General features: G+C 38.4%; 21 protein-coding genes. 3 read left to right on the top strand and 18 right to left on the bottom strand.

Annotated elements, in window-relative coordinates; all coding sequences use genetic code 11:
- Nucleotides 1-273 precede the first annotated feature (273 nt).
- On the bottom strand, nt 274-534 hold the full coding sequence (gene infA / locus PSU72_RS06070) for a translation initiation factor IF-1 (RefSeq protein WP_300431427.1): 261 nt from the start codon (nt 532-534) through the stop codon (nt 274-276).
- Nucleotides 535-935: 401 nt separating this feature from the next.
- Between infA and PSU72_RS06065 the strand changes: the two genes are divergently transcribed.
- The gene (locus PSU72_RS06065) at nt 936-1139 is read left to right on the top strand and encodes a cold-shock protein (RefSeq protein ID WP_013147957.1); all 204 of its coding nucleotides are present in this window, start codon (nt 936-938) and stop codon (nt 1137-1139) included.
- 129 nt (nt 1140-1268) lie between these two features.
- Nucleotides 1269-1523: a SemiSWEET transporter gene (locus PSU72_RS06060; protein WP_300431426.1), complete on the top strand. Its 255-nt coding sequence runs from the start codon at nt 1269-1271 to the stop codon at nt 1521-1523.
- A 14-nt stretch (nt 1524-1537) separates the two neighbouring features.
- Here PSU72_RS06060 and PSU72_RS06055 read toward each other — a convergent pair whose 3' ends face one another.
- The 6 genes from PSU72_RS06055 to PSU72_RS06030 all read right to left on the bottom strand — a co-directional run bounded on the left by PSU72_RS06055 (nt 1538) and on the right by PSU72_RS06030 (nt 8738).
- The gene (locus tag PSU72_RS06055; RefSeq protein WP_300431425.1) at nt 1538-3358 is read right to left on the bottom strand and encodes a PQQ-binding-like beta-propeller repeat protein; all 1821 of its coding nucleotides are present in this window, start codon (nt 3356-3358) and stop codon (nt 1538-1540) included.
- 192 nt (nt 3359-3550) lie between these two features.
- The gene (locus tag PSU72_RS06050; RefSeq protein ID WP_300431424.1) at nt 3551-4090 is read right to left on the bottom strand and encodes a hypoxanthine-guanine phosphoribosyltransferase; all 540 of its coding nucleotides are present in this window, start codon (nt 4088-4090) and stop codon (nt 3551-3553) included.
- A 45-nt stretch (nt 4091-4135) separates the two neighbouring features.
- The gene (locus tag PSU72_RS06045) at nt 4136-6037 is read right to left on the bottom strand and encodes a nucleoside-diphosphate sugar epimerase/dehydratase (RefSeq protein ID WP_300431423.1); all 1902 of its coding nucleotides are present in this window, start codon (nt 6035-6037) and stop codon (nt 4136-4138) included.
- Nucleotides 6038-6137: 100 nt separating this feature from the next.
- Nucleotides 6138-6701, bottom strand: coding sequence for a sugar transferase (locus tag PSU72_RS06040; protein ID WP_300431422.1), 564 nt, complete (start codon nt 6699-6701; stop codon nt 6138-6140).
- Entirely contained in the window at nt 6698-7654 is a 957-nt protein-coding gene (locus PSU72_RS06035) for an SDR family oxidoreductase (protein ID WP_300431421.1), read from the bottom strand. The genes PSU72_RS06040 and PSU72_RS06035 overlap by 4 nt, the downstream gene beginning before the upstream one ends.
- 184 nt (nt 7655-7838) lie before the next feature.
- A complete protein-coding gene (locus tag PSU72_RS06030) occupies nt 7839-8738 on the bottom strand; it encodes a Wzz/FepE/Etk N-terminal domain-containing protein (RefSeq protein WP_300431420.1) in 900 nt (299 codons plus the stop codon).
- 294 nt (nt 8739-9032) lie between these two features.
- On the opposite strand from PSU72_RS06030, the gene PSU72_RS06025 reads away from it, so the two are divergent.
- Entirely contained in the window at nt 9033-10346 is a 1314-nt protein-coding gene (locus PSU72_RS06025; RefSeq protein ID WP_300431419.1) for an O-antigen ligase, read from the top strand.
- Between the two features lie 282 nt (nt 10347-10628).
- Here the strand turns inward: PSU72_RS06025 and PSU72_RS06020 are convergent, their stop codons facing one another.
- From PSU72_RS06020 to PSU72_RS05970, 11 genes are all read right to left on the bottom strand, one after another.
- Nucleotides 10629-11363: a methyltransferase domain-containing protein gene (locus PSU72_RS06020; RefSeq protein ID WP_300431418.1), complete on the bottom strand. Its 735-nt coding sequence runs from the start codon at nt 11361-11363 to the stop codon at nt 10629-10631.
- A 74-nt stretch (nt 11364-11437) separates the two neighbouring features.
- Nucleotides 11438-12670: a glycosyltransferase family 4 protein gene (locus PSU72_RS06015; RefSeq protein WP_300431417.1), complete on the bottom strand. Its 1233-nt coding sequence runs from the start codon at nt 12668-12670 to the stop codon at nt 11438-11440.
- Nucleotides 12671-13804 (bottom strand): non-hydrolyzing UDP-N-acetylglucosamine 2-epimerase, encoded by a 1134-nt coding sequence (gene wecB / locus PSU72_RS06010; RefSeq protein ID WP_300431416.1) that lies wholly within the window; start codon nt 13802-13804, stop codon nt 12671-12673.
- Nucleotide 13805: 1 nt separating this feature from the next.
- Entirely contained in the window at nt 13806-14909 is a 1104-nt protein-coding gene (locus PSU72_RS06005; RefSeq protein ID WP_300431415.1) for an NAD-dependent epimerase/dehydratase family protein, read from the bottom strand.
- Nucleotides 14910-15959: a polysaccharide biosynthesis protein gene (locus PSU72_RS06000; protein WP_300431414.1), complete on the bottom strand. Its 1050-nt coding sequence runs from the start codon at nt 15957-15959 to the stop codon at nt 14910-14912.
- 24 nt (nt 15960-15983) lie between these two features.
- Complete coding sequence (locus tag PSU72_RS05995; RefSeq protein WP_300431413.1) at nt 15984-16694, bottom strand: class I SAM-dependent methyltransferase; 711 nt, start codon at nt 16692-16694, stop codon at nt 15984-15986.
- A gap of 3 nt (nt 16695-16697) precedes the next feature.
- On the bottom strand, nt 16698-17795 hold the full coding sequence (locus PSU72_RS05990) for a hypothetical protein (protein ID WP_300431412.1): 1098 nt from the start codon (nt 17793-17795) through the stop codon (nt 16698-16700).
- On the bottom strand, nt 17788-19125 hold the full coding sequence (locus PSU72_RS05985; RefSeq protein WP_300431411.1) for an O-antigen polymerase: 1338 nt from the start codon (nt 19123-19125) through the stop codon (nt 17788-17790). Before PSU72_RS05985 ends, PSU72_RS05990 begins: the two co-directional genes overlap by 8 nt.
- Nucleotides 19126-19247: 122 nt before the next feature.
- Nucleotides 19248-20480: a hypothetical protein gene (locus PSU72_RS05980; RefSeq protein WP_300431410.1), complete on the bottom strand. Its 1233-nt coding sequence runs from the start codon at nt 20478-20480 to the stop codon at nt 19248-19250.
- Between the two features lie 10 nt (nt 20481-20490).
- Nucleotides 20491-21309, bottom strand: a complete 819-nt coding sequence (locus tag PSU72_RS05975; RefSeq protein WP_300431409.1) for a glycosyltransferase — start codon at nt 21307-21309, stop codon at nt 20491-20493.
- On the bottom strand, nt 21299-22594 hold the full coding sequence (locus tag PSU72_RS05970; protein ID WP_300431408.1) for a flippase: 1296 nt from the start codon (nt 22592-22594) through the stop codon (nt 21299-21301). The genes PSU72_RS05975 and PSU72_RS05970 overlap by 11 nt, the downstream gene beginning before the upstream one ends.
- Nucleotides 22595-22801: the final 207 nt, after the last annotated feature.

Genomic DNA, 22801 nt, shown 5'->3' with positions numbered 1-22801 from the left:
AATAGGCAAATCATCATGACAGTTACATTACCTTGGAATTCGATTCAAATGAATTAAATACAACATGCCCGCCAGAGAATTAACAATACTTTACATTCAATAGCGTCACTTAATATAAGTAAATACCCAAGTGAAAAAATATCAGCCTTAGAAAGTACTTAAAAAATTTCTTTACTTAAGATTATGGGAAAGAAGAGCTTAACTTGAGATAGATTGAACAAATTTATCATTCGCAATAAATCAGCCTTTATTGCGAATGTAGTCAGCAAGCGCCTAGTAAGTGCGTTTTCTTGGTGTGAATGTCGCGCCACCAGACTCGATATGTCTGAAAGTAATACGACCATTATTGATATCGTATGGAGAGAGCTCTAGAGTAACTTTGTCGCCAGCTAAAATTCGAATGTGATTTTTTTTCATTTTACCGCCAGTGTAGGCAATTAATTTATGCCCGTTGTCCAGCGTTACACGATAGCGTGAGTCGGGCAAGATTTCCATCACCACACCATTCATTTCAATCAATTCTTCTTTAGCCAAATCTAGTTCTCCAGTAATATTTTGTAGCAATCTTTAAATAAGCAACAATCTCTTAGAGTTTGAAGCTTAAAATGAAAGTCCTAGCAAAAATACCACTAACACTTAAACTACGCGCAACACACCCATACAATGCTCGCGCGCATTATATCGCTAGAGCTCTAATTAATCAATCGCTTATTTATCTGATTTAAGTGCTAAATACCAACAAATAAATAATTTAATCAGTATTTTTATTGTCAATTACGATTAATGTGAAATAATGCTTGACACAACATTTGTTTACAAGTAAAAAGTAATTTCGGCGTTTGGATGTTTAAAGTGGTTAAGTTCTCAAGACTGATTATTTGTTAAAAACCCAATCATTTAGGGTGCCTCCCTTTTTTAAAAGTATGGAATAAGATATGGCTACAGGTTTAGTTAAATGGTTTAATGATTCAAAAGGTTTTGGTTTCATTACTCCTGATGCAGGCGGCGACGATTTATTCGCTCATTTTTCAGCTATCGTAGATAGCGGCTACAAAAGCTTAAAAGAAAATGATCGCGTAAGTTTTGACGTTACAGACGGTCCAAAAGGTAAACAAGCTTCAAACATCCAAAAAGCTTAGTTAATCTAGAATCCAGTTAATGGAATTCAAAAAAATAGCCCTTAATTGGGCTATTTTTTTATCTTAAATTAACTGTTCTGATTCAGAGTAAAAAGTAACTTTCTTAGTTTATTTAAATATCACGCCTACATGACACCTACAGATTTAATTGGCTACTCCGCAGCCTTTTTAACTACATTTTCTTTTGTGCCACAAGCCTTGCACTCATGGAAATCACGCGATTTATCAGGCGTTTCACTGCCCATGTACAGCTTGTTTAGCTTGGGCGTATTAGGCTGGTTCATATACGGTTTGATGATTACAAGCTGGCCCGTGATTCTGGCAAACGGCATCACCTTGGTTTTAGCATGCACAGTGCTTATTTTAAAGCTTAAGCACCGCTAAAATTCCTTCAAACGCTACTTCCCTAGTGCGTAAACAACAATGTTATCACCAGCATTATAGCCAAATATAGCATTGCCCCCTGCTGCGACCGCTACATACTGCACGCTATCAATTTCATAAGTAATAGGTGGCGCATTAACGCCTGCATCTACCTTAGATTGCCACAACAAATCACCTGTATTGCTATTGTATGCATTGAAGTTACCGCTACCCTCACCCATAAATAGTAGGCCACTTTGAGTCGCAAGCAATCCCCCCATCAAAGGCTGCTCAGTTTTCACTTGCCATCGCATTTTACCTGTTGCAAGATTGATTGCTGAAATTACACCCCAGCGTGGGTCTTTGGTTGGTTCTGATGAGGCGTATCGAACAGCAGGCTTACCATCTGCTGCAGCTTCTTCCACTAGGGTGTATTTAATAGGCGCATGTATACCGGCAACAAAACTGGTTTGATTATGCTCATCTAAAGCACTAGGACTCCAATTTGAGCCACCTAAAATACCTGGATAAAGAACAGTACCTTCCTTGCTTGCTTTAGCGAATAGATTTTTTTGTGGTACGAATGCATCAGACTTCATCAGCAGTTTGCCCGTAGTTCTATCGTTCACATAATACCAACCTGTTTTGCTGGCCTGACCAACAGCAGCAATAGCCTTACCATCTTTCTTGTAATCAAACAACACTGGTGGACTTGCTAAGTCATAACCCCAAACATCATGCGGTACTTGCTGATAATGCCATTTAAGTTGACCAGTTTCAGTGTCTAGCGCAACCAACGAAACGGTATATAGATTATCACCTGGACGGGAAATGTCGTTCATTTGTGGTGAAGGATTCCCTGTACCAAAGAAAAGTGTATTAGTTTTAGTATCGATGGCTGGCGTACTCCAAGCGGAACCGCCACCAAAGCGCCAAGCATCCTTATTATTAACCATATTAGCTTTTTCAGCTGCAACATCACGGTTCAACGAGATACCATCCGAAGTCGTTTCAGCAAACACGCCTTCCCAACCCTGAGTTGGAATAGTATCAAACGTCCAAATGCGCTTGCCACTGGCAATATCATAAGCAGCTAAGAACCCAGGACGACCATAGCGACCATCCACGCCAACAACAGCTCCCAAAGGTGCATTGGCTGTTGGTTGGTCAATATGCAGCCCGTAACCAACTCCTGTGATGCCAACAATCACTTTTCCATGATAAACGACTGGTGCCATCGCTATGCCTACACCAGTGCCTCCATATGCTTCTTTATGGCTCTTAGCGTCTGCCTGACTTAATGAGCTGGTTTTTTCAGTTAATGCCGTGTCATCAGCAACGTCAATATCCCAAATTTTTTCCCCACTTTTAGCGTCAAGTGCAATCAGGCGTGCGTCAACCGTACCAATAAACACCTTACCATCACTTACCGCAACGCCCCTATTGGCTGGGCCACAGCACATTTTCCAATTGGTTCTGCGCTCATGTTTATATCGCCAAAGCTCTTTACCCGTTTTGGCATCTAGGGCAACAACATGGTTAAAAGGTAAAGCCACATACATCACGCCACCAGTAACGATAGGCGTAGCCTGGAAACTAGCAACAACACCACTTTTGAATTGCCAAGCAAGCTTCAAGTCTTTAACGTTTTGTTGATTAATTTGCGTAAGCGGAGAAAGTCGCTGATTAGTGAAATCACGACCAAAACTAGGCCATTCTTTATCTGAAGTACTAGATTGAACATTCGATTGCTGGGTAGGCGAACCGCTGCATCCAACCGTTACAAAACTGCTTAACAACAGTAAACTAAGTAAACCTAAATTGCTCAACTGCTTGCATTTTAAAAGACTGCGCATACAACCTTCCTTTAACTCATCAATAGCATTGAAAAATTAAAGTATACAGATGTGTATACCATTTGCAAATTTTTACACCAGATTAATTAGAGGTTGAATTTTAGATATATAAAAAGCAGTTCGATTGAAGAGAAAAACTACTTAAAAAGAGGTCAAACTAAGACGAAATCTGATTTAGTCTAAAACCCAGATTTAAGGTAATGCGTATATAGCAGGCAGATTTCGCCACCAGCCATAAGCATCCATACCGCAACCAAACACATAGCGATTAGGTACTTCCAAGCCAACAAAATCAGCTTTAATCGGCTTTGAATGTGGCAACTTCTTTTCTATCAGCACTGCTGAGTAAACGTCTTTAGCGCCTAATGCTAGACATTTTTCTTTAATGGCCAATAATGTAATGCCCTCATCCAAAATATCATCCACCAATAATACTGTTCGATTGTTTAAATCTAACTTTGGTAAAGATTGCCAGATAAGCGCATTGCCTACCGTATTATTTTGGTAGCGGCTAGCATGTACATAGTCTAATTCGAGCGGAAATGTCAGCTGTGTAAGCAACTGCCCAGCAAAAACAATTCCGCCGCCCATCACGCAGATCACTATTGGGCAAGTATGCTCGAATTGCAAAGTGACGTCTTTGCCAAGCTTGCTAATGGCGATTTGAACAGCCTCCGCCGTATGAATAAGCTGCGCTTGATCAAGCAAGGTTTGTGGGTTTTGTGTATTCAATTTAGCTCAATTGCATATGATAAAAGTTAATGAATATTTATAAAACTAATGCAAGGTCACTTGATCAACATCTAATATAAAATGCTTTTCTACACTCGCTTGATGCTGAGGACTGTACTCTTCAACCCATAGCTTCAATTCATTTTTTATCATTGCTTCGTCCGCACTTTCTGTGCCTTCAATCCATTTTAATAGTTTTTTAACCCAAGCAATATCAACTTCACGTGCTTGGGCTATACGTAGCTTTTCATGCGGAGTTGGCATGGTGTGCTCATCATCTGCAAGCAGCTCTTCATAAAGCTTTTCGCCTGGCCGCAGCCCTACATACTCAATTTTAATTTCATCTGCTTGAAGACCAGAAAGACGAATCATGTCAGCGGCTAATGCGGCAATTTTAACTGGCTCACCCATATCAAGCACCAAAATCTCACCACCCTTGCCCATTAATCCAGCTTGCAACACTAGCTGGGCAGCTTCAGGTATCGACATGAAATAGCGGGTAATTTCAGGGTGAGTAATAGTGACCGGGCCACCCCTGGCAATTTGCTCTCTAAATTTTGGAATGACGCTACCACTACTACCTAGCACGTTACCAAATCGTACGATGACAAAGCGCGTACCAATTGCTTCGCGTGCAAGTTTCTCCTGCAAACCCTGGCAAACCATTTCTGCAAGGCGCTTACTAGCCCCCATCACATTCGTTGGATTAACCGCTTTGTCAGTGGAGATAAGCACGAATTTCTCAACGTCAGCTTCTTTACATGCGTTAGCTATGGTGTGTGTACCAATCACGTTATTTGAGAGCGCCTCCCAAACATTACCATTTTCCATCATAGGCACGTGCTTGTAAGCAGCAGCATGAAACACAACCGCAGGCTGAAACCGCTCAAGCAAGCTTTTGACACGCTGCTTATTTTTAACGTCACCTGTCATAAAAAGTAATTTGGCTTTAAGATTTAACGCACTAAGCTCTTGTTCTAATTGGTAAAGAGAAAACTCTGAAATATCAAAACAAATCAATACACTAGGATTAAATTTCAATATTTGACGGCAAAGCTCAGAACCAATAGAGCCTCCTGCACCGCTTACCATTACGGCATGCTCCGCAATCAGATGCTGCAAGCCAGAGTTATCTAGCAACACTGCGTCACGACCCAACAAATCCTCCACATCCACCTTGCGAATTTGTGAAACGCTTACCTTACCGCTCATCAGATCATCAATAGCTGGCACAGTCAAAACTTCTAAACCTAGATTATTGGCTAAATCTATCGCGGAACGGCGTTTTTGGTGATGCGCCGATGGCATCGCAACAATCACATGCTGAACGCCTAAGCGTCTTTGCATATCAGCTAAAGTTGCAATTGTGCCTAACACCTTAACGCCAAATATCTCACGCCCCAGTAAGCTTTTGTCATCATCAAGCAAACCAACAACGCGCCATTGTGTACTACGTGATAAGTCTTTAAGTAGAGCCACAGCGGCATCGCCCGCACCTAATATTAGCGTTGGTTTACCTAGCGATCGTGCAATTCCATAAAGCGAGTGCTCTTTCCACGCACGATAGGCAAAACGACTACCACCCATCATCAACATCAGTAAAAGTGGATCTAAAATCAATACGGAACGGGGAATTAGAATTGACGTGCTCATCATGAACAATAAGGCGGCAATTAAAACGGCAGCTGCACAAACAGCATAGAAAATACGCTTCAAATCTGACACGCTGGCAAAACGCCACATGCCGCGATATAAACCACAAAATACAAAAACAGCTCCTTGTATTATTGCAACCCAGACGATAGATCGCAGCATATACTGAAGATGTTCGGGAGGAATAGCAAAATTAAAACGCAACAAGTACGCTGCAAACCAAACAAATGCCGCTACTGCAATATCATGCAGTAAAGCCAAAAAAGTTAGAGGATTTATAAGTGACTTGGTCATTTGGTGAGGTTGCTAGAATAGATTTATTTTGTAAGTTCAATTTGAACTATATTGTATCAATATAACTGTAAACATAACATGCATGCATGTTATGTTTACTTTAATGTTGAATACCATCTCTATGCAACACCTTTAAGAAGGTTAGAAAGATAATTTTTATATCCAGTAAAAAAGACTGCTGATGCAAGTACTCTACATCAAGCTTTACTTTAATTGGAATCGACAATTCATCTCTACCATTAATCTGCGCCCAACCTGTCAAACCAGGTAACAATTTATCAACACCATATTCCGTTCTTAATGCGACCAAATCATCCTGATTAAACAATGCAGGGCGTGGCCCCACAAAGCTCATATCGCCCTTAATAATACTCCAAAGTTGCGGCAACTCATCTAAGCTAGATTTGCGCAAAAAAGAACCTACAGGCGTTAAATATTGTTTGGGATCAGGTAACAAATGCGTCGCAACTGCTGGAGTATTAATACACATAGTGCGAAATTTTGGCATTCTGAATATATGGTTATTACGCCCTATTCGGTCAGACCAATACATTACTGGGCCAACTGAAGTCAATCGAACCATGATCGCAACGACTATAATCGGAATAATCAAAAACAATATTGCAGATAATGCCAGCAAGAAATCAAAAAGACGTTTTATCACTTATTTACCTTATTAAAACCGATTGCTGTTGCCTTCAAGCCATCTTCGACAGTTGTTGGTGGCGTCCAATCAAGCAATGTACGTGCTTTAGTAATATCCACCTGCAAATTACCACACAATCTTTGTGCAACATTTTCTTTACCAATCAATGCAGCAAAAACCTCTATCAATTTTTGTGGAATAGGCACAAGTCTTGATTTTAAACTCAGCGCACCAGCGCAAGCTCGCAACAACTCAGTTGTAGATAAATCATTCCCGTCAGACACTAAAAAAACTTGATTTGCAGCTGCTGGATGATCAATGCACCTCACAATTAGGCTCACTAAATTATCGATATAAACAAAACTACGTTTATTTTTAATGGCACCTAATGGCAAGGGATAGTGATTTTTTAAAGCGCTAATTATGCGTCTAAAATTGCCTGGAGCACCACATCCATAAACTAATGGGGGACGGATGATGACAACTTCAAATCCAGCAATCGCAACTAGCTTAAGCAACCCCTGCTCTGCTTCATACTTACTAGTACTATAGGCATCGTATGGATCTGGCATATCTTCAGCAGTAAATGGGTGATGTGAAGAAGTTACATTACCATTAACTCCAATAGAGCTAATGAAAACAAACCGCTTCACACCTGCCTTAGTGGCCTGCAACGCAAGACTTAAAGTACCCTCGACATTAACCTTGCGAAACTCGGCAAGTGGGTCTGCGGCATGATCACTCATTATATGTACACGAGCTGCGAGGTGGATGACCACATCGACATTCTGCAATGCGGCTGACCAATCTGTATTATTATCAATAGAGCAAATGACAGTAGTCTGTATCAAGCCATCAACCTCTGCTCTCCCTTTGCGTAATGCTGCTATAACCAGATACTCCTGTCGAGATAGCTCAGCACAAAGCGCGCGTCCAACAAAACCGTTAGCGCCGGTAACAAGTATTTTCATTGCTGTCGATCCCGATTAATGAGCTTATTCATAGTCCTACCTAAGTTTTTAGGATTCAACCGCCCACAAAAGGGCGTTATTCTATTCTTGAAAAGTAACTATAGCTATTTCAGCGACTGCTTAGAATCCTGCATGATGCAATTTTTGGGAGGCTAGTCAATGCATATAAAAACTATACATTAATTTAGTTTTCTTGATTAGAGCCTTTTGAGTAATCAATTGACTTCAAAATTGAGAAGACTACGCCAAAAAGTAATCCTACAAACAAGCCAACAATCGCAAAGAGTGACTTTTTAGGAAATACTGGCGTTGAGGAAACTTCGACCTTACCCAAAACATCAGTAGGAAAGGTTCGTTCTGAACTTAGTTGTGCTTCAATAATGCGCTTACGATCACGGCAAGATCGCAACTCCCCGTCACTCGCCAGAAGAACACTACTAACTAATACAGATTGCGAAAAGTTTTCAGTGTTCTGTGCTAATGAACCGTGTATAAGTTTTTTTAACAATTCAACCTCCTCATTACTACGTTTTAACTCCGAATCGATTATAGCCAACTCTTGCTGCAATCGATTCAGAGCTGGCGCAGAAATACCGTTATGTACGGCCTTCAATTCATTAATCACCTCTGTCATTTGCAAAATAACGCCATCATGAGAAGTGCCTCTCAAAGTCAAATTTATTAATTCAGATTTACTTAACTTGACTTTGAATGTTTCACGGAAGTTGCTCGAGTCGGGATCCTGTTCTACAACTGATATTCCCAACCTTTTCAACACATTATTTTGAAAAGACGTACTTTTCATTCTATCGACTAATGCCAAAGGAGTTTCTATCCGACTCTCCACATCTCCTATCTGCCCTACGCGAATCAAAGCCGTTGCTTCCCACTTTTTTGGCACTACAAATGAAACAATAATACCTAAAACAACACACATTAAGATACTAGTTAGTAATATACGAAAATTTCGTCGTATAAACTTCACAAAATCAATAGAAGATGTATCCTCGTCATACTGAGCTAATGCTCTTTTTTTAGAAATGTTAATTTTTTTACTTCTTTCTATAATTAAACAACCAAACAAAATTAAAAAATGAAGCCATCTACAAACGACTGCACAGAAATCAAAAACAGCTAACGCACGATCATTACCCTCTAAAATCGTTAACTAAAAGTATATAAACAATGATCATCCTCTAACAAAAGTAGCTTATAGATCGATATCTATTCATAAAGCAAATATGTGAAACTCCCATTACCTAGCAACTGCCTAGATATCAAGCTATCCACTTTTAACGTATCATAGAAATAAAGTGTTTAATACTTTTGCAGCACTATGACAATTAATATATCAACTCTTAAAAACAAGGCTTTTTGAATGCAAAAGAAGTTTATAAAGCAGTCTATATATATAGCATTACTCATCACATTAGCTATCGCCCCACTCTTTGCGCTCACAGTGAAGGGTTGGTCAGGCTATACACTGGCTTTAGCTTCCCTACTTTCAATAACACTATTAGTATGGGACTGGATAGGCAGCGAAACTTATAGTTATCCTCAAAAGCAATTTCAGTTAACGCCAGCAAAGCAAATGCGATGGGTTTTAATCATAACTTTATCCCTAGCTCTACCAATTCTAGCAATTCTTATTAGTCAAGCATTGAGGGACGACTGGACATGGCGATATTATGATGCGCCATCTCGTTTCCTACTAGCAATTCCAGTATTTTTGTACATTTACAACAAAAAAATTGACACTATAGCACTTTTTCAATATAGCTTTCCAGTCATGACTATACTAACTTTGGCATTGCTTCCGCATATCACTTCTGGGGGATGGAGCGGCAGTGCAGAGCGAGTTACGAGCTATTTTGTCGATCCACTCACTTTTGGTCATGTCACTTTGACAATTGGGCTTCTCTGCTTATATGCAATGAACCTACGAGGAAAAGATTCTTGGGCGCTACTACTTCTAAAATTTATTGGCTTTGTTATTGGTGTTTATCTGTCCATAAAATCCGGTAGTCGCACAGGATGGATGGCTATACCATTAGTCTTGGCAATATGGTGTTTCAATCGCGTTCACTTCAAAAATAAAATCATGACAGCACTACTGGCAACAGCAATTGCAGTGGGGGGATGCCTTGCAGCCTATCAGTTTGTAGATGTCGTTAAAAACAGAACTAATGAGGCAATAAAAGATATCTCAGTCTACCAGCTTGACTCTGTCAGTCCAATTACATCAATTGGACAGCGCCTGTCATTTTTCCGCATGGGAATCTACTACTTTACTCTTAAGCCGTTGACAGGATGGGGAGATCAAGGATTTAAAGAGCATATTAATGACCCTGAAATTTCACGATTTTCTCAACTTGCCGTGCGTGAATCCAATCTCCACGCTGGCTTTCATAATGAATTTACGACCAATGCAGTACGTTCAGGCATCTGGGGATTAATTTCAACTTGCCTTTTATTTTTTGCGCCTTTAATACTATTCATTAGCACTATGCGGAGCTCTACTCAACCAAGGTTAGCTATGTTTGGCATTGCTTACATGGTATGTGAACTAGCAAGTGCAATGAGCACTGAGGTCTGGAATTTAAAGTTTACTGCAGCACTATCAGCGCTACTAATCGCAAGCCTATGTGGCACCATATTGGCATCTTTAACTAAACATTACACTCAAAAATAAATAACGAAGTCTTAATATTGCAGTGTGCATGCTACTCATCAGCAATTCGTCAATATAGCTTTAGACTAATATCAGTATGATAAACATCAGTGATACATAATTATGTTTATACAGCATGCTACTCCTATAAAACGATTAAGTTAGAACCTAATGGGCATATCTTGAATATAGAGATTTTTGTAAGCTTCAAAATCAGAGCAACTTGTCCTTGCTCATATGTCTCAATTGACCAACTTATAAGCAGTCAACATTTATTTTATTGATAATACATTCAGCTCACTACTATTTTGGCATTGGATATCGTGTGCCCTCAACTATCCCATCAATAGTAACCCTGCTCCACTCGAAACTATCGACCTCGCATCGCTTCTTGCAAAGTATCTCGCTATGACAATACAACTCAGTAATTGGTAAATGCCTTAGGTAAACATCCGCATTATGAGAAAAATAACCTGAGATTGGATTGCTCATCCCACTATCGACTAAATCAAAGCCAAGTGAATCATTGAACAAAGCTCTCAACCCCATATCTGAAAACTGAAAAAAATGCCACGGGCGCTCATGAGATGAAAAAGAAAAATGTGTCTCTATAAAAACAAAACCATCAACTTTCAGCATCTTCTGGATTTCCATAGCGGCAATCCATGGCATATGTAGATGCTCAAAAACAGCAGACGAGAATATCAAGTCAAATTTTTGCTGACTTTTAAAATAACTTGATAATTTATGTGCATCACCGACAACGTCTACATTTTCACCCGCATAAAAATCAAATCCAGTATAGTCTGCATCAGAGAATTTTGAACGAAGATTCGCGCCAGTAAAATTTCTAGAGCCAATTTCAAGAACTCGAATGCCTTTTTTATTAAATTTTTTAGACAAAAAATCTACCCAGTCAGAGTGAGATACATTTTCTGGAAAATCAATTTTATTGCTTTTAAAACGAAACGGGAGTGTAGCTATTGCACCATAAACCCGAGCAAGACTTTTCAATACCAGCTTAATCTTTTTATGCATATTTCAATGCCTCTCCTGAAGTAGATATTTAATCTAAACATTTTTCAAAGTTAGGTTATGGACTTCCCAGAATATCATGACGTCAATTCAGAGATTAATTTGAAGTACTTCTTAATTGCATACTCATATCCATACTTTTTAATCAATACAGCCCGGCGACTTCCCTGGGAGATAAAAAGATCATCCTTACAGATATCATCGATCAAAGATGCAAGTTTTGTAGGGTTGCATGGCTCGCAAAACCAGCCCACTGACTCTTCTTCAGATACTAGGCTGAAAAGTTCAGAATCTTTTTCAGTAACAACTAGTAAAGGTTTATCTGCGGCAAGTGAAAAGTATGCCTTACTAGGAACGCCTAAGCCATTCATGCCTTCAGCAAGTGACACTATTGCAATGTCACATGAGGATAACACGACATTATTGCGGCTAAATGGCATGCCAGAAAGATGAATGATATTCCTATCAGGATTATTCTTTATGAAGTTTAAAATTAGAGCTTCCTCAGACCCAGATCCAATAAAAACAAAAGCTGCTTTATTGTTTTTAACCAATAAAATAGCATTTAATAAATTATCAATACCCTGCAATCGCCCAAGATTTCCAAAAAACTGAAAAATTATTTTCTCATCTGCGCCAAGTTTACAAATAAGCTCACTACTATCTCGCGGCAAAGGCACTATATCCCTCGGGTCGACCCAGTTTGCTACATATTCAATCTTATTCGACTCCTTTGTCTTCTTAGCTAATAATATAAGCATATCGCGACCAATCGCTATAAGAGTATCAGCTGAAGAGTAAACCTTATCAAACAATTGTTTTACAGGTCGGTACAATACGCTTGCTTGCCCAATAACTTTTGCAGCTATCAAATTTTCAGGAAAAACATCATGAACAAGAAGCATCCATTTAAAGCCCTTTATTACTTTTAAGACTGAAATTAGAACAAGTAGTAGCGCTGGATTGGTGCCAGAAAAAACCACATCCCCACGATGAACATTTTGAATAATTGCCTTAGCAAAAAATAAGGACTGAGCAACCTGCCCGAACAAGCGAGTAACTAAATTTTTTTTGTTATAAACAATATCCTTTACAAGGATATAAGTCACAAAATCGGAGGCATTCTCAACTTTATGATAACTAGATTTAGGTGCAATAACACAAACGTCATTGAATCTTTCAGATAGCCCATGAATAATCTTTGACCAGTAATATCCAGTAGAATTTTGAGTGCAATCAACAAACTCTGAAATAATAAATAATCGAGATTTATTGCTACGTTCTAAATCGCCCTTGGGGGAATCAACCATTTATAATTTCCATACATTTCTATTCACATAGTCGGTATAGCTATGAATTATTCGCACCACCTTATCAGACACATTAGGCATACTGTAGTCACTAACTTGTCGCATACTACGATCTTCGCCACGTGACTGAGTAGCCAAGATTGCCAACCCTTGCCGCACTCTCTCAACCTCAAGTCCAACCATCATTACCGCAGCCTCTTCCATGCCTTCCGGACGCTCATGCGCCTCTCTAATATTCAATGCGGGGAAATTGAGAATAGACGACTCCTCATTAATGGTGCCACTATCAGATAGTACTGTACGAGCCGACAATTGTAATTTCACATAGTCATGGAAGCCGAGAGGTTTTAACAGTCGCACTTGGGGATGAAACTTAGAGTTTGTTGAATCAATCCGCTTTTGAGTGCGCGGATGTGTCGATACAATCACTGGCAAATTATAATCTTCTGCAATAATATTTATGATGCGTACCAATTTAGCAAAGGTTTGAGGAGCTTCAATATTTTCTTCACGATGCGCACTGACTACAAAATAACTCCCTTCTGCAAGACCCAGACGTGTCAATACATCAGAAGCGTCAATTTGGGGTCGATAATACGTTAGCACTTCAAACATTGGGCTACCTGTTTTTATTACCATGTCAGGGGGCAATCCCTCCCTTAGCAAATAATCTCTAGCAATCGTGCTATAAGTCAAATTTATATCGGCAGTATGATCAACAATACGCCGATTTATTTCTTCCGGCACGCGCATATCGAAGCAACGATTTCCTGCTTCCATGTGAAAAATTGGGATTTTGCGCCGTTTTGCCGGAATCACAGACAGACAGCTATTGGTATCTCCTAAAACCAACATTGCCTCTGGCTGTTCATCGGCCAACACTTGATCTACAGCTATAATCATATTTCCAATAGTATGTGCTGCACTATTACTGTTAGCGGCACAGTTTAAAAAATGGTCGGGTTTACGTACACCTAGGTCATCAAAAAAAACCTGATTCAACTCATAGTCGTAGTTTTGACCCGTATGAACAAGAATGTGATCACAATGCTCATCTAAGCTTGCTAATACACGGGATAATCGAATAATTTCTGGACGAGTTCCGACAACTGAGACTACTTTTAATTTCTTCATATCAAACCTTATGTGTAATTGTATCCGGGTGTTGACGATCGAAAATCTCGTTAGCCCAAAGCAACACAATCATTTCGTTACTGCCTATATTAGTAATGTCATGTGACCAACCTGGAACCGTTTCAACCACTTCAGGCCTCTCACCATCCGTGAATTTCTCATATGTTTCACCCGTAACTAAATGGCGGAAACCAAACTTTGCGCTGCCTTGAATAACCAAAAACTTCTCGTTTTTTGAATGGTGGTAATGACCACCGCGAGTGACTCCTGGATGTGCTGTAAAAAATGAAAACTGACCGGAATCTTTTGTTTTCAACATTTCTACAAATCGACCGCGTGGATCAGCATGTGCACTAAGCAAATATGAGAACTGTTCCGGTTTAAAAAAACTTAAATAAGTAGAATATAACGCCCTTACTAAACCAGATCCAACTGGCTCCGTAATCATTGACTCTCGGCTTGCTCTGAAACTCTTAATTTGAGCAGCCATTTCACCTACAGTAATTGTGTAACTTGGCATTACTTCGGGACGAACTACCCCAACGGGCCGCTCTTCCAATACTTGTAAAAAGTCTTTAATCACATCGTCAATGTAAACTAAATGCACTAATGCGGAAGGATCATTGATTTGAATAGGTAAGTCATTTGCAATGTTATAGCAAAACGTTGCTACAGCTGAGTTGTAGTTTGGCCTGCTCCACTTGCCGAATACATTCGGTAAACGATATAGGTATACAGGTGAACCTGTATCCTTCTCCAGCATTTGTAGTGAGTTTTCAGCAGCCAACTTACTCAACCCATAACGATTGTCAGCTTTTGCTTGAATTGAAGAGGTATAAAGTACTGGGATTGATCGACCACTTGTGCGAATAAAATCACAAAGCTTCTCAGTTAAACCTGCATTAATTTCAGCGAACTCCATGTCATCATTAGGTCGATTAACTCCAGCTAAATGAAACACAAAGTCGACAATATCCAGCATGCTATCCAAATCCGATATTGGCATATCATGAGTAAACAATACCGACTCAATGCCTTGCTCGTGAAGATGCACGATTAGATTTTTACCAATAAATCCATTCGCACCTGTAACCAGTACTCGCATTTAGCCCTCCGTTTGAGCAAATTCACCACGAGCAACGGCTTGCATGAATGGAAGTTTAAGTAACAACTCCTTCATCGCATTAACATCTAATCTTGTTGTGTTATGGGAGTTGTAGTCAACTGCCTCAGAAATCTGCACCTCACCTTGCTCAACGTATTTACCGTAATTTAAATCACGCAAATCAGGTGGAATGCGATAATACCCACCTAAATCTTGGGCTGCCACCCGCTCCTCTCGGCTAAGTAAAGCTTCGTACAATTTCTCCCCATGCCGGGTACCGATTACCTGCACATCATGACTTAACTTACCCATAATCTGTAATAGCGCCTCAGCCAACACTCCTACAGTGGCTGCCGGTGCTTTTTGCACAAAGATATCGCCATTTTCACCATGCTCAAAAGCATAGAGAACTAAATCTACGGCATCCTCCAATGTCATCATAAATCTTGTCATGTTGGGGTCGGTAATTGAAATAGGCTTTCCTGCTAAGACCTGATCTACAAAAAGTGGAATAACCGAGCCACGAGAAGCCATTACATTGCCATAACGTGTACCGCATATCACTGTTTGGCAATGCTCTAAATTACGTGAGGCGGCCACCATCACCTTTTCCATCATGGCCTTGGAAATACCCATCGCATTGATTGGGTAAACAGCTTTGTCTGTACTTAAGCAAACTACTCGTTTCACTCCATTTTCAATTGCAGCTTCAAGTACATTTTCCGTACCCATTACATTAGTACGAACAGCCTCCATAGGATAAAACTCACAAGACGGAACTTGCTTTAAAGCCGCGGCATGGAAACAATAATCCACACCGCGCAAAGCTTGAGCAAGACTACGCTGATCTCTAACATCCCCAATGTAAAACTTTAACTTGGGATTATTATAATGCTTACGCATATCGTCTTGCTTTTTCTCATCTCGACTGAAAATTCTAATTTCCGAAATGTCAGTGTTCAGGAAACGATTTAGTACGGCATTTCCAAATGAACCTGTCCCACCTGTGATTAGTAAAGACTTACCTTGAAATGATGTTAAAAAACTCATGCTTGCCCCATCAAATGTAATATATCAATCTAAAGCTTTAAAAATACCAACGAAAGACTCGCCTTTTTTCCAACGAGCCGTTCCAAAAACTACTAACAACATCCAGTTAACCAAGCCTAGTGGGAATCTATTAAGAATTGGAATACCTGAAAAAAAAGTTGAACCACAATATGTGGCTACGAAACCATTTTTCTCTAATAATGCACGCCAATCGTTATAACCCTTTAGCGAAACGTGATCATCTCGGTATCCATGCCATTTCTTACCCATAACTCGGGCACCCAAACCATCTAGATTAGGAGTGGTAAGAATAAATATCCCGTTTGGTTTTAAGTGACTTTTAACACGCTCAAGCATAGCTTCAGGTTCGTAGAGATGTTCAATCACTTGAAAAGAGACAATGACGTCAAATTTTTCATCACCAAAATCAAACACTTCAGCATTACCCTTTAAACAGTTTGCAAAAGGTACTTTTTCTTTCGTCACCTCAAGCAACCTTGGGTCATACTCTATGCCAGCCAGCGAAGCATGTGGAAACTCCGAATGTATAAATGATAAAAAATAGCCTGATCCAGTTCCTATTTCAAGTAAGGAAAAGGCTTCTTCTTTATTTTTTATATTCTTAATCGCATTTATAGCAAATGCGTAGGTTAACTTACGTTTAATTTTATAGAAAAATGAGCCTGTCTCAATATAGGGTGATGGGGACTCAAGATCAACACTGGTTTTGGTCATTATTTACAGTTCAACTTTCTTTTCATCCATAATAAAATCCATAAGTATTTTCTCATAAGCCTTATAGTAAAAGGTGGTCATAAATGTACTTCTACAGTTCAGTGAATACTTTTCAAAGTTAACGATAACATTGTTAACTGATTCTCTTAGTTCATTAATATCGTATTTGCTATTTATCACAACCCCATGTTGGCGGTCTTGAAAAAACTCACTTAAATTAGATGACGATACAATTAATGGCGTTCCAAACATGTATGCTTTTGGCAAAACACCACTTTGCATTGATCGCCTATAAGCATTCCAGACAACGACGCTATTATTATAGTGCTTATTGATCACCTCATTACTCATAGGCTTACCCTCTTCAATCACAACATTGCCAGAAGTGATATATGGAGTTAATGCTATACGTTGGGCAAGTGGTAGATTACTCTTTGTCGCAATTAAAAACTTATATTTGGGAAACCAATTATTTTTTATGGCATGAACCGCAAACGTGACAAACTCATCAAATGCATGGTCTTCAGCAACTGTACCTATATACGAAATATTAAAACGCTCACTACCATTCTTTATTTGCACCGCCTCATCATCGAATAGCAAAGGAATAAGCACGTACTTTTTATTGGTATGCAAATACTTGGTTTCAAATGTATTGAAGGATTTTCTTGAGGGCAATACAACTTTGTTGGAAAGTAAAACCAATAAATAGTTGACCACACTTATTAGTAGTATTTTAAAAGTCTTTAAATACCCAAAACCAGCATCAAGATAAGCTCGAACAGATTCATAAGGCTCATGAAAGACATAAACGACCTGCGTTCGATAAAAAATACGAAGAAAAATAGTGTCTATTATATTTTTGAAGCTAGGAAACCAAAATATTGCCAAATCAATTTTCCCTAAGGCTTTCAATTCATAAATATTGTTAAATACTCGTTTCTTTTCGATAACACCCATATTATTAAAAAGTGCATGGTGATACATATAGGTATTAATATTATTTTCAGAAAGCACTTTGTAACTTGCTAGGAGATGAGAATAATGTCCTGGATTAAAGTTTCTAGAAACAACAACTGCTTTCAATTGAACATCATTCATGATTGTATGATTTCATCCAATATTTATTATTAGCCCAAAGAGTAATACCAAGAGCTACTAAAATTAAATAAGCATATCTAGCCATAAATAGACTCATAAGATATGTAAATTGTATAAAAACAACTGACACGATAAATACTGAGCAAGCAAACCATGAATTGCGAGAATTAAGAACTCTATAAAAGAAAGTATGTATCAATAAGCCGAAAGCAAACATAAAGCATATTGCACCAACGCCACCAAAGTCGTAAATAAGCCCACGAAATATTGTGTAAATATTCGTAGCAACAACCTCTTTATAAGAATATCCTTCCTCAAAAATTCCAATAGGAAATTCTTTATCGCCACCTAATGAGTCTAATATAGACTTAAAAGTGTAATAGCCATATGAGTTATAACTATCCTCGTAATTTAACTCAGTATCAAACCCTAAATAGTGCGTAAAAAAGTCTGAAAATGCATATATTTGCCCAAAAGCATAAGCGTTAACAGATGTACTCAATTGACTAATTACTTTTTCTGCGTCATCGAAATCTGAAAAATGATCTCTTGATAAGAATGAAATGGATATCAGTGGAAATACTAATAGAATCAATCCAACAAATCTTAAAATTAAGCGCCAATTAAAGAGCTCAAGTTTTTTTGAATATATTTTCATTAAAAAAATAGCTGCACAATAAAATCCGATAGAAACAAATAATATAATCTTCGTAGATTGCGTGAGCATCAGAAACAAAGTTGGAGTAAAGGACAGTAATAAGATCGTTAATTGAGATGCTCTATTTTTTTGATGGTGAGAAATGAACCCACCTAATATAGGTGTTATATAAGTAAAAAGTATACTTAAACGCCCCAAATTACCATAGTCCAGCTCACCATGCCCACGCATCGTTGCATATTCACCGCTTGTTTCCATAAGATTAAATACCATTGAATAAGGATCAAATCCATTGGAGACTGCCGCCGCTATTGTAAAGATAAGGGATGAAGAAATTGATATGTAAAACAAATAGTAGATAAACTTACTATTAAATTGGTTGTAATCAGAAGTCGTTTTTAATGCGTTGTTTTTGAGCGCTTTGATCCAATTAAAAGGTAGTGAACTCAATGAAAATGCAGAAACACATATCAAAATATAAAAAATAGAAAGTGGATTAATGGGCACACTAAAGAGAACGACCAATGGAATAATCGTATATAAGAACCAAGCCAATGAAAATAAAGCGGCTGGTATAAGGTAAGTACCAAAAGTCCGCCTAATTAAATATGCTTGGCCAAAGATTAGAAGACTAAATAGTATCGCCAATAACTTTTCAGCGATTTCAAGCATGCTTGAAAAGAGTGGCTTTAGTTATATGTTCACTCCTCCCAAAAAACTTACACATAAAACTTGGAATTTTAAATAGAGCAAAGTCTATCCATATCTGCGTCTGCTTGAAACTCATATATTGTTTACAATTTCCATAATGCTCTGTTTTTTCTGTACGCTGACAGATATACGAAAAGTCTTGATAAATTATAAAATTTATTAGGTCCTACAAAGCGTAATATTTGGCGCATTATGAAGTAGATCAAAGTGAATGTTAAGCCATGATTTTCCGCATCTTTTGTACCCTGAGGCACATACTTACTTTCAGTTTTTTCTAACAAATGATTTTTTCTAGCAAAATTTCCAACAGGGCCTTGAACATCAAAAGGGTCGTGATTAGGCGCTAACTCAGAACGGACTGCAGCATACGCTCTTCTTAAAGTTGGCGAAATATAAGCGCCATCGGACATGTAATCATAGGAGTATTTTGACAACCCCACTTTAGCCGTCATCTCTTGCAAAGCCTCCTTATAAAACAGGCCTAGCTCCAACAATACTGGTTTACGCTCACCCGCTTCACAACTAGCTCTTTTATTCAAATACTCAGGGTCGGCAGCTACAAAGTTGCTAAAGTGGAAAAACACTAATGGGTACAAATTATTAACAATATAGTTGCCAGCATCGGTCTTTGTTATCTGCCGCTCGTATGTATTCCAAGGCGCTACGTTATAACCAAGGTTAAAAGATATGTGAATATCTTTAAATAAGCATGGCGCAATAGTGACCCACTTTTGATCAGTGGAAAGTCCAAATTGGCTTTCCATAAAGCTAAACGCGATGCATCTTTCTGACCACCATGCTAAGAAGCTATTAGCCTCTGATGAGTTATTAACGGCAAAAAATCCAAGGTTAAATGAGCCGAATCGCATCATTGCCAAATCTGATTCATGCGCAGTGTTGGGTTGCGGTGTTGTGTAATGAGGTGTGAGGATAATTGGGGACTGTTGAAGTTCTTCAATGATAGGCGCTAATGAAGCGAATAAGCAGGTATCAGGATCCATGAATATCACTGATTGATGGGTCTGTAGTAGCTTTAAAGCAATGAAAGGCTTTAGACTGGTACTAAATTCAATAATGTCATACATGAAGGCCAATTCAGATAACTTAGGTACGCCAATATCTTCTATCCAGATAATATCGGCGATTCTGGTAGCGTCTGGCAACTCTATTTTTTTATCAAAAATTATGACTTTCAAGCGTCCACTATTGTGACGACTCAAAGAGTCAGCTAAAACCAAAGCTCTTGGTAGGTATGCTAAATTGCACACTGTAAAAACAGCCACTTCTTTATTTGTTAATTGATTAATTGTATTCATAAGTTTTATCTCATTTACTGAAGATTCTTGCCAAAATTTGTGCTGCTGAATAGATCCCGTAACTTCTAAGGATGCTCAATGCGAATTTAAACTGCCTCATTTTCAAAGATGAGAAAAATAACCTTGTACTGGATTTTGTTGTGTCTAGAATTCTAAAAAATGAATAGCGTCTAAGCGATATTGATGTGCCTAAAATAGTATAAATTTTGTCTGGCTGCTCACTTGAGTGATCAAAACCTGGGGCATTTAAACATTTTCCAATTTTAAAATTATTAACGATAGATTTAAGACAGATTTCATAATCTACACAATCTACAAAGTATGTTTCATTATGCCATCCTATTTTTTTTAAATTTTTTAAAATAAATAAACTGCCACTGCTGATTGCTAAGGTGACGTTAAAAAAATCAAACTTTTTCAGTTCAGCATCATTTGTATTTCTCTGATTGGTATGACTACTTGCGCCAAATACAACTGCCGTATATTTATCTTGTATGTTGCTAAGATTCTCTTCTATAAACTCTTGTATATAATTGATTGTTTCTTCGTTGAACACCGTATCTTGATCAAAAAACAATAGTGTTGGAAATGAATCATAATATGCTTGGGCACATACGGTTGAAAGTCCGACTCCTAGGCCAAGATTTTTGCCTGCTGTGATGTAGCTAGTATGCTCCAAGGTTTTAACTAGCTGCCTTGTTTCTTCACATTCGGGAGAGTTATCGTACAAGTACGCTTTGCACCCCATTCGATTAAGTAATTCTAGGCGACACAGAAACTCTAGCGTGGGATTGTATGTGACGAATCCAATAGCAAAATTATATTGCATTAGATTTTTCTTTTAAATCATCAAATTTTTGCATTGCGAATGTCTGTAACAGAAAAAAGTCTACGGCTACTCGCAACAACCAACTGCAAGCCGCGCCAATAAGTCCAAACTTCATTACGGCATAAACAAGTATGGGTGCGTATATCAAGAATTCACACAGATGAATTAACGATGTTCTTTTAACATCACCTGACGCCTGAAGCACCATAAGTGGCACTTGAGCAATGCTGTTAAAGAAAATTCCTATGGCAATTATAGAGGCAACCAAATATGAGCTTTGGGCAAAGTTGGATCCTAACCAAAAGTCTAAACCTCGATATGATAAGAGAGATGCCAAAAAGCAAATTGGAAACATTAAAATAGCTATCACTTTCAAGCTCTTAAGATATAGTTGCTTTGCTCGATGCTTATCCGCAGTAAAGTGATACGTAACTCTAGGGAATAAAGTTGTAGTTAGTGCTGCAGGCAGAATTAAAAACCTAAACAAAAAATCAAATGGCACTGTATAAAATGCAATTGCAGCAGCCCCTATATAATGTGAAATAATAAATCTATCAGCCACTACCATTAATGGGCTAATTACATTTGAGACTGTCATCCAAGCACCAAATTTTAGCAACTTAGTCCGCCCCTTACTGCTATGCGAATATATTATTTGCATTAGTGGAATACTATTATTTGTTAATTGTACGTGTAACAAGAAAACAAAGAATCTAGCAACAACTAGCCCAAGTACTATGCCTGAAAGTGAAGAGTTAAAAAAATGAACAACTGCAACAGGTAATGCAAAATTTGCTATACCTAAAACTGATTTTAAAATGTTAACTACTTGAAACTCCTCGAACCCCTCTAGCACCCCCTTAAAACCTGATGTAAGTATAGTCAGTGGCACGCCGATCACGGCTATCATAATTGCATTATATGTTTCCTGATAAATACTTGAGCTTAAATTTAACCAGTGCAATGCTCCGAAATAAGTGGACATTGCAACGATTGCTGCCCCCAAAAAGCCAAATCCCAACATCAAAAACAAGCCTGTTTTAACAGTCGCTAATATTTCATCTGGAGTATTTTGCGCTCTGAGATTTGAAACTTGGTGTGTTAACGCTCTACCTAGGCCAAAATCAAAGATGCTGAAATATCCTATTAAAGTCCATATTAATGTTAGGACCCCTAGCCTCTCCATACCAATTTTATGCAGTAAGTACGGTAAAGCAAAAATCCCAACAATAAATGGGCTTGCAGATCCGAATAGATTCCATAGAGTGTTATTTCTTATAGACAAGTTTAGCTCTTCGCTTATTAAATTATTATTGGTTGAGAAAATCTAGGTGTAGTATTTTAGGCTCTAAACATTCGCGGTTAAACTTTCAATTGCCGCACTCTGCAAAGCATGTTGAAAAGTAGCGACTACTGCCTATTTGAAAGGCAATCTGATTGGTTAATTTCATTAAGTTATATTTGACGATTAATTAGAAATATTTATATTGGT

The organism is Methylotenera sp., assembly GCF_029945535.1.
Classification (GTDB): Bacteria; Pseudomonadota; Gammaproteobacteria; order Burkholderiales; family Methylophilaceae; genus Methylotenera.
The sequence above is the reverse complement of the archived record's forward strand: the minus strand, read 5'-3'. Positions and strand labels throughout refer to the sequence as shown.

Coding starts and splice junctions, on each gene's coding strand:
- PSU72_RS06020 (WP_300431418.1), bottom strand. CDS start 11,363: ATGCATAAAAAGATTAAGCTGGTATTGAAAAGTCTTGCTCGGGTTTAT.
- PSU72_RS05995 (WP_300431413.1), bottom strand. CDS start 16,694: ATGACCAAAACCAGTGTTGATCTTGAGTCCCCATCACCCTATATTGAG.
- PSU72_RS06035 (WP_300431421.1), bottom strand. CDS start 7,654: ATGAAAATACTTGTTACCGGCGCTAACGGTTTTGTTGGACGCGCGCTT.
- PSU72_RS06060 (WP_300431426.1), top strand. CDS start 1,269: ATGACACCTACAGATTTAATTGGCTACTCCGCAGCCTTTTTAACTACA.
- PSU72_RS06025 (WP_300431419.1), top strand. CDS start 9,033: ATGCAAAAGAAGTTTATAAAGCAGTCTATATATATAGCATTACTCATC.
- PSU72_RS06005 (WP_300431415.1), bottom strand. CDS start 14,909: ATGCGAGTACTGGTTACAGGTGCGAATGGATTTATTGGTAAAAATCTA.
- PSU72_RS05985 (WP_300431411.1), bottom strand. CDS start 19,125: ATGCTTGAAATCGCTGAAAAGTTATTGGCGATACTATTTAGTCTTCTA.
- PSU72_RS06045 (WP_300431423.1), bottom strand. CDS start 6,037: ATGACCAAGTCACTTATAAATCCTCTAACTTTTTTGGCTTTACTGCAT.
- PSU72_RS06015 (WP_300431417.1), bottom strand. CDS start 12,670: ATGGTTGATTCCCCCAAGGGCGATTTAGAACGTAGCAATAAATCTCGA.
- PSU72_RS06000 (WP_300431414.1), bottom strand. CDS start 15,959: ATGAGTTTTTTAACATCATTTCAAGGTAAGTCTTTACTAATCACAGGT.
- PSU72_RS06065 (WP_013147957.1), top strand. CDS start 936: ATGGCTACAGGTTTAGTTAAATGGTTTAATGATTCAAAAGGTTTTGGT.
- PSU72_RS05975 (WP_300431409.1), bottom strand. CDS start 21,309: ATGCAATATAATTTTGCTATTGGATTCGTCACATACAATCCCACGCTA.
- wecB (WP_300431416.1), bottom strand. CDS start 13,804: ATGAAGAAATTAAAAGTAGTCTCAGTTGTCGGAACTCGTCCAGAAATT.
- PSU72_RS06055 (WP_300431425.1), bottom strand. CDS start 3,358: ATGCGCAGTCTTTTAAAATGCAAGCAGTTGAGCAATTTAGGTTTACTT.
- PSU72_RS05980 (WP_300431410.1), bottom strand. CDS start 20,480: ATGAATACAATTAATCAATTAACAAATAAAGAAGTGGCTGTTTTTACA.
- PSU72_RS05990 (WP_300431412.1), bottom strand. CDS start 17,795: ATGAATGATGTTCAATTGAAAGCAGTTGTTGTTTCTAGAAACTTTAAT.